The 6,745-nt window shown below is 61.0% G+C and carries 7 protein-coding genes; 4 read left to right on the forward strand and 3 right to left on the reverse strand.

All coding sequences use genetic code 11. From position 1 onward, the window contains the following. Positions 1-16: 16 nt before the first annotated feature. Positions 17-508: an anthranilate 1,2-dioxygenase small subunit gene (antB, locus tag M5B43_RS26165; RefSeq protein WP_248752782.1), complete on the reverse strand. Its 492-nt coding sequence runs from the start codon at positions 506-508 to the stop codon at positions 17-19. Further along, complete coding sequence (gene antA, locus M5B43_RS26170; RefSeq protein WP_248752783.1) at positions 508-1,899, reverse strand: anthranilate 1,2-dioxygenase large subunit; 1,392 nt, start codon at positions 1,897-1,899, stop codon at positions 508-510. Before antA ends, antB begins: the two co-directional genes overlap by 1 nt. A 310-nt stretch (positions 1,900-2,209) precedes the next feature. Between antA and M5B43_RS26175 the strand changes: the two genes are divergently transcribed. Beyond that, positions 2,210-3,202, forward strand: coding sequence for a helix-turn-helix domain-containing protein (locus M5B43_RS26175; protein ID WP_248752784.1), 993 nt, complete (start codon positions 2,210-2,212; stop codon positions 3,200-3,202). Positions 3,203-3,335: 133 nt separating this feature from the next. Here the strand turns inward: M5B43_RS26175 and M5B43_RS26180 are convergent, their stop codons facing one another. Beyond that, entirely contained in the window at positions 3,336-4,211 is an 876-nt protein-coding gene (locus M5B43_RS26180; RefSeq protein ID WP_248752785.1) for a LysR family transcriptional regulator, read from the reverse strand. 114 nt (positions 4,212-4,325) lie between these two features. Between M5B43_RS26180 and M5B43_RS26185 the strand changes: the two genes are divergently transcribed. The 3 genes from M5B43_RS26185 to catA are packed head-to-tail and all read left to right on the forward strand — an operon-like array spanning position 4,326 to position 6,727. After that, positions 4,326-5,453 carry a muconate cycloisomerase family protein gene (locus tag M5B43_RS26185; RefSeq protein WP_248752786.1) on the forward strand — a complete coding sequence of 376 codons (1,128 nt, stop codon included), beginning with the start codon at positions 4,326-4,328 and terminating at the stop codon, positions 5,451-5,453. A 12-nt stretch (positions 5,454-5,465) separates the two neighbouring features. After that, on the forward strand, positions 5,466-5,756 hold the full coding sequence (catC, locus tag M5B43_RS26190) for a muconolactone Delta-isomerase (protein ID WP_248752787.1): 291 nt from the start codon (positions 5,466-5,468) through the stop codon (positions 5,754-5,756). A gap of 41 nt (positions 5,757-5,797) precedes the next feature. Further along, the gene (catA, locus tag M5B43_RS26195; protein WP_248752788.1) at positions 5,798-6,727 is read left to right on the forward strand and encodes a catechol 1,2-dioxygenase; all 930 of its coding nucleotides are present in this window, start codon (positions 5,798-5,800) and stop codon (positions 6,725-6,727) included. Positions 6,728-6,745 lie beyond the last annotated feature (18 nt).

Genomic DNA, 6,745 nt, shown 5'->3' on the forward strand with positions numbered 1-6,745 from the left:
GGGCAATGCACCACCGCTACAAGTGATAAAAATCCAGCACCGAGTTGATGGTGTCGTTGAGCAGCAACGCGTGTTTACGCGTGATCAGCCAGCTCTCGCCATGGGGTTTGAGGCTGTAGGTGGCGCTGCCATAAAACTGCTCCGACATTGCCAGCCGATAAAACAACGTGTGCCAGTTCAAGCGCACTTCCAGCGTGCCATCGGCCTGCTCGGCCACGCGCACGTTATTGATCAGGTGCAAGGTGCGTGGCATGGGCGTGGCTGACGCGGCCTTGCCGGTGCGCAGGCGGAATACGCGGTCTTCCAGGCCCGAACGGTTGGCGTAGTAGATCAGCGACATCTCGCGCTTGGGGTCGCGGGTGTAGACGTGTTCCGAGTCCCATTGCGGCAGGTGGAACTCACTCTGCAGGTCGAACAGTTGCACATAGGCATCCCAGTCCTGGGCGTCGCACAGTTCGGACTTACGGTAGAAGAATTGCTCGATCTGGTACTGCAATTGCGCATTCATCACTTTACCTCCCGCAGTTTCAGCGCTTGTTGGTCCAGGCCCTTGAGCAGGAATTGCTGCCAATTGCGGTGCTGGTTGACGTACAGCCCTTCGTGGGTGAACTCGGTGCCGGTCATCGCTGGCTGGATGCCGATGGCTTCGCTGTTTGGCGTAGGGCCGGTCTCCCAGCGGTGGCAACCGCGTGAGATATCGCTCCAGCGTTCCAGGCGGCCTTGGAAGCCGCGTTGGGCTTCGCGAAATTCCACCAGGTCATCGGGCGTGCCCATGCCGGAGACGTTGAAGAAATCCTCGAACTGGCGGATGCGGTTTTCGCGATCCGCGTCGGACTCATTCTTCACCCCCAGGCACTGGCTGATGATTTCGGTCTTGTTCCAGGCCACCGGGCGGATGATGCGCAACTGTGAGCTGATCTGGTCGAGAAAGAACAGGCTGGGGTAGATATTCAGGTTGCGCAGGCGATGCATCATCCACTCGGCCTTTTGCTGGCCGTGTTCGGACACCAGGCGCGGCATGATGGTGGCGTAGCCGGAGCGCACGCTGGGGTTGGGCATGTCACTGAACAACACGCTGTGGCCGTTGTTGAAGGCAAACCAACCATCGTCGGTGTTCGCATCACCGGCGCCGAGTTTGCTGTAGTCCAGCGTGGTGCCGACGTCCGTGCCGTTTTCGGTATTGACCTGCTGGCGATGCTGCACCGTGGCCACGTAGTTATAGTGCACGGTGCTGACGTGGTAGCCGTCCAGGCCGTTTTCGTTTTGCAGCTTCCAGTTGCCGTCGTAGGTGTAGGCGGACTTGCCCGGCAGCACCTCCAGTTCACCGGTGGCGGATTGCGCGACCATCATGTCGAAGAACACTTTGGCGTCGCCCAGGAAGTCTTCCAGGCTGTCGGTGCCGTTCACATCCAGGCTGATAAACACAAAGCCCTTGTAGCTCTCGATGCGCGCTTTTTTCAGGCCACGGGTGGCCTTGTCGAATCCTTCCGGGTATTCCCCCGGCGCCTTGACCTTCACCAGCCGGCCATCGCTTTTGTAGCACCAGGCGTGGAATGGGCAGGTGAACGTGGACTGGTTGCCCTTGCCGACGCGGGTGAGGGTGGTGCCGCGATGCTGGCAGGCGTTGATCAGGGCGTTGAGCTGGCCCTCGCCATCGCGGGTGATGATCATCGGCTGGCGCCCGGCGCGCAGGGTCACGAAGTCGTGGTTATTGGCCAGCTCACTTTCGTGGCAGGCGTAGATCCAGTTCTTTTCGAAGATCAGCTCCATCTCCAGCTCGAACAGTTCCGGCTCGGTGAATATATCCCGGGCGATGCGGAATACTTCATCAGCCGGGCGAAAGTCCAGGCAGCCTTCGATAAAGCTTTTCCATTGTTCGACGCTTCTTGCACCACTCATGGGAGGCACCTTTTGATGAGGGCTAATCGGTGGTTTATTAGAGGCGGCGATGCAGGGCGCGGGCTATCCGCTTAATGGGGGAAGGCAGGCCGGAAAATTGGGCAGCAAATACCCAATGCAGTGCGACAGGGTGCGGTCATGCGCTACTGTCATATCAGGGCAAGGGGCGCAAAAACCTGCGGCTTATCCACTTAGTCGACGATTGCTATCCACTCAGTCGCAAAGGCGCTGGTGTGGCGCAGAACTTGCCTTGATCTACCGGACGCGCCGCCAGAGCGCGCAACAGCCTGACCGCCGTGGGTGCACCCTGATGAGTAGCCATACACACGATATCCGTATCGAACGTTTCGACCTGGAAGGCGCCTGCCGCTGGATGTCCGGCATTTGCGGGCCCCACCGCCTGGCGACCACCACGCCTGCGCGCCTGCGCTTTCACCACAGCGCCAATGTGTTCAAGTCCCGCGCCACCACCCTGGGCGTGATCGAGTACGGCACCGATGTGACCATCGACATCGAAGACGCCGAGCACTTCAGCAGCTACAGCCTCAGCCTGCCGCTGGTGGGCGAGCAGGAACTGAGCAAGAACGGTGAACGCCTCACGTCCAACTGCGATCAAGGGGTGATCATCTCGCCCAATGAACATCAGGTGTTGGCGATTTCCGGTGACTGTCGCAAGTTGCAGGTCGTGATTACGCGGGCGGCGATGAGTGAATCGCTGGAAGGCTTGTTGCAGCGGCCCATCGAGGCGCCGCTGCGGTTTGAGTCGGTGATGGATGCGGTAGACGGCGCGTCGGCCTCGTGGTGGCGCATGGCGCGTTATTTCATCGCAGAACTGGAGCGCAGCAGCGAGCTGTACGAGCAGGCCGCGTTTACCCGGGACCTGGAAAGCTCGCTGATCAAGGGCTTGATCCTCGCCCAGCCGAATAACTACTCCGAAGAACTGCGCGACGTGCTGGGGGTGAAACTACCGCACTACCTGATCCGTGCGCGGCAGTACATCCACGACAACGCTCGCGAAGCCGTGCACCTGGAGGACCTGGAGGCCGCCGCGGGCGTGTCGCGGTTCAAGTTGTTCGATGCCTTTCGCAAGTACTTGGCACTGTCGCCCATGGCCTACCTGAAGAAACACCGGCTGGGTGCGGTGCGCCAGGAAATCCTCGAACACGGTTCGACGCGCACGATTTCCGAAATTGCCCTGGGCTGGGGGTTTACGCACTTGGGGCGGTTCTCGGCGGAATACCGCAAGCTGTTTGACGAGTCGCCCAGCCAGACCGTGCAGCGTAAGCGCCTGCGCAGTATCTGAGCCTGATGAAGATCAACCTGTGGGAGCGGGCTTGCTCGCGAAGACGGTGTGTCAGTCAATACAGGTGCTGGCTGATCCAGCGCATTCGCGAGCAAGCCCGCTCCCACATTGGGTGTGTGGTGTGCGGGCGATATCAGATCAGCTCTTCCACCAATTGCAGGCAATGACTCAGCCCTGGCGACTGGTCATTCACTCGGCGGCTGAGAATAATCGGCGACGTCGCCGTAGCCTCCACAATCGGCGTATAGCCAATATCCGCCCGATGCAGCACCTGCACCGAGGCCGGTACCAGTGTCACCCCCATGCCGGCCCCCACCAGGCCGATGGCGGTCTGCAATTCGTTGGTCCACTGCGCCACCTTGAGGCTCAGCCCGTGGGTACCGAACAGCGCGATCACATGGTCGGCATAACTGGGGCGCGGGTTGCCGGGGTACAGCACAAAGGGTTCGGCGGCCAACTGGGCGAGCGTGGCGGGGGCACCCAGCAGTGGGTGACCGCTCGGCAGCACGGCCACCAGGCGATCCTCCACCAGCACGCGCTGGACGATGGCCGGGTCGTCGATGCGAATGCGCCCGAAGCCCACGTCAATGCGCCCAGCCTTGAGCGCGTCGACCTGTTGCAAGGTGGTCATTTCCGACAGGCCCAGCTCCAGCGCCAACGCCTCATGGTTACGCAGCCGCCGAATCAGCTCCGGCAACACGCCGTACAAGGTCGAGGGCGCAAAGCCGATGCCCAGCCAGGTTTTCTCGCCCTGGCCGATGCGCCGCGTGTTGTCGCAGACCTTGGCCAGCTGTTCGAGCAATACGTTGGCATGTTCATAGAAAAACCGTCCGGCCTCGGTCAGCCGCAGCGGCCGGCCACGCTCAAGCAGGATTACCCCCAGTTCATCCTCCAATTGCTGGATCTGACGGCTCAACGGCGGCTGCGCGATATGCAGGCGTTCGGCGGCGCGAGTGAAGTTGAGGGTTTCCCCCAGCACCTGGAAATAGCGCAGATGACGCAGTTCCATAACGGCTCCTTTCATACCTATAGGGTATTGCTTGAGACCCATTCTATATTGGAAGCCTTTGAAAATACGGCACAGAATCGGCGCAAATCTATAAAGAACCCAACGGGTATAGCCATGCCGATTTGCGCCATCGAGTCGATCGAGACCCTCATCGTCGACCTTCCCACCATTCGCCCGCACAAGCTGGCGATGCACACGATGCAAAACCAGACCTTGGTGATCATCCGCCTACGGTGCGCCGACGGTATCGAAGGCATTGGCGAAGCCACCACCATCGGTGGCCTGAGCTACGGCAATGAGAGCCCGGACAGCATCAAGATCAACATCGACCGTCACTTCGCGCCACTGTTGATCGGCCAGGACGCCAGCAATATCAACGCGGCGATGTTGCGCCTGGAGCGCAGCATTCGTGGCAATACCTTTGCCAAGTCCGGTATTGAAAGCGCCTTGCTCGACGCCCTCGGCAAACGCCTGAACCTGCCCGTCAGCGAGCTGCTGGGCGGGCGTGTACGTGATGCCTTGCCGGTGGCCTGGACCCTGGCCAGCGGCAACACCGAGCAGGACATTGCCGAGGCCGAAAAAATGCTCGACCTGCGCCGCCATCGCATCTTCAAGTTGAAGATCGGCGCCGGTGAAGTCAGCCGTGACCTGGCCCATGTGATCGCTATCAAGAAGGCGCTGGGGGAGCGCGCCAGTGTGCGCGTCGACGTCAACCAAGCCTGGGATGAAGCCGTGGCCTTGCGCGCGTGCAAGGTCCTTGGCGACAACGGTATCGACCTGATCGAGCAGCCGATCTCGCGCAATAACCGGGGCGGCATGGTCCGGCTGAACCTGTCGAGCCCGGCGCCGATCATGGCCGATGAGTCCATCGAGTGTGTCGAAGACGCTTTCAACCTGGCCCGCGAAGGGGCCGCCTCGGTGTTCGCCCTCAAGATCGCCAAGAACGGCGGCCCACGTGCCGTATTGCGTACGGCAGCGATCGCCGAAGCGGCGGGTATCGGCCTGTACGGCGGCACGATGCTCGAAGGTGGCATCGGCACCCTGGCTTCGGCGCATGCGTTCCTCACGCTGAACAAACTGGCCTGGGACACGGAGCTGTTCGGGCCGCTGCTGCTCACCGAGGACATCCTTACCGAGCCGTTGGTGTACCGCGATTTCCAGCTGCATGTCTCCACCGCACCGGGCCTGGGCCTGGCCATCGACGAAGAACGCCTGGCGTTCTTGCGTCGTGACAAACACTAAGAGGCGCCTGCCATGTTGTTCCACGTAAAAATGACCGTGAACCTGCCCCTCGACATGAACCCCGAGCGCGCCGCCAGCCTCAAGGCCGAAGAGAAAGCCCTGGCGCAGCGCCTGCAGCAAGAAGGTAAATGGCGCCATTTATGGCGCATCGCCGGGCACTACGCCAACTACAGCGTGTTTGATGTCGACAGCGTACAAGCGCTGCACGACGTGCTGATGCAACTGCCGCTGTTTCCCTACATGGCCATCGAAGTGAACGCGTTGTGCCGGCACCCTTCGTCGATCCATGAGGACGACCGCTAGGCCGGTTTTCACCCTGATAACTACAAGATGAGGAATGCACCATGTCCATCCGACTGTCCCAGACTGCCCACGCCCAACAGTTTCTCGAAGAAGCCAGCGGCAACCTCAATGACGCTGGCAATCCGCGCACCAAGGCGCTGATCTACCGGATCCTGCGGGATACCGTGAACATCATCGAAGACCTGGAGGTGACCCCGGAGGAGTTCTGGAAAGCGGTCAACTACCTCAATGAACTGGGCAAGAATCAGGAGGCCGGCCTGCTCGCCGCGGGGTTGGGCCTGGAGCATTACCTGGACCTGCTGATGGACGCGGCCGATGAGCAGGCCGGTACATCCGGCGGCACACCCCGTACCATCGAAGGCCCGCTGTATGTGGCCGGTGCACCGCTGTCCAAGTACGAAGCGCGGTTGGATGATGGCCAGGACGACGCAGTGCCGCTGTTCATGCGCGGGCAGGTGCGCGACACCGATGGCAAGCCGTTGGCGGGGGCGATTGTCGATGTATGGCAGGCCAATACGGGCGGTACCTATTCCTGGTTCGACCCGACGCAATCGGCGTTCAACCTGCGTCGGCGCATCGAGACCGATGCCCAGGGCAACTACCGTTTTCGCAGTATTGTGCCGTCGGGCTATGGCTGCCCGCCCACCGGGCCGACCCAGCAGTTGCTTGATCAACTGGGGCGCCACGGGCAGCGGCCGGCGCATATTCACTTCTTCATTTCGGCGCCTGGGTATCGGCACTTGACCACGCAGATCAACCTGTCGGATGACCCGTACCTGCATGACGATTTTGCCTATGCCACGCGCGATGAGCTGATTGCCGAGATTCGCTTCAGTGACGATCAGCAACTGGCGCGGGAGTTCGGTGTGGCGGGGCGGTTTGCGCAGATTGATTTTGACTTTGAGTTGCAGCCTGCGGCGGCGCCGGTAGAGCAAAAGCGCATGCAGCGCGTGCGCGCCCTGGAAGATTGATCACCACGGTCAAAAAAT

Origin of the sequence: Pseudomonas sp. MWU15-20650 (genome assembly GCF_023242475.1) — a bacterium.
Classification (GTDB): Bacteria; Pseudomonadota; Gammaproteobacteria; order Pseudomonadales; family Pseudomonadaceae; genus Aquipseudomonas.

Bases quoted from the DNA above. Each gene is read 5' to 3' on its own strand.
- antB (WP_248752782.1), bottom strand. From the start codon at position 508: ATGAATGCGCAATTGCAGTACCAGATCGAGCAATTCTTCTACCGTAAG.
- antA (WP_248752783.1), bottom strand. From the start codon at position 1,899: ATGAGTGGTGCAAGAAGCGTCGAACAATGGAAAAGCTTTATCGAAGGC.
- M5B43_RS26175 (WP_248752784.1), top strand. From the start codon at position 2,210: ATGAGTAGCCATACACACGATATCCGTATCGAACGTTTCGACCTGGAA.
- M5B43_RS26180 (WP_248752785.1), bottom strand. From the start codon at position 4,211: ATGGAACTGCGTCATCTGCGCTATTTCCAGGTGCTGGGGGAAACCCTC.
- M5B43_RS26185 (WP_248752786.1), top strand. From the start codon at position 4,326: ATGCCGATTTGCGCCATCGAGTCGATCGAGACCCTCATCGTCGACCTT.
- catC (WP_248752787.1), top strand. From the start codon at position 5,466: ATGTTGTTCCACGTAAAAATGACCGTGAACCTGCCCCTCGACATGAAC.
- catA (WP_248752788.1), top strand. From the start codon at position 5,798: ATGTCCATCCGACTGTCCCAGACTGCCCACGCCCAACAGTTTCTCGAA.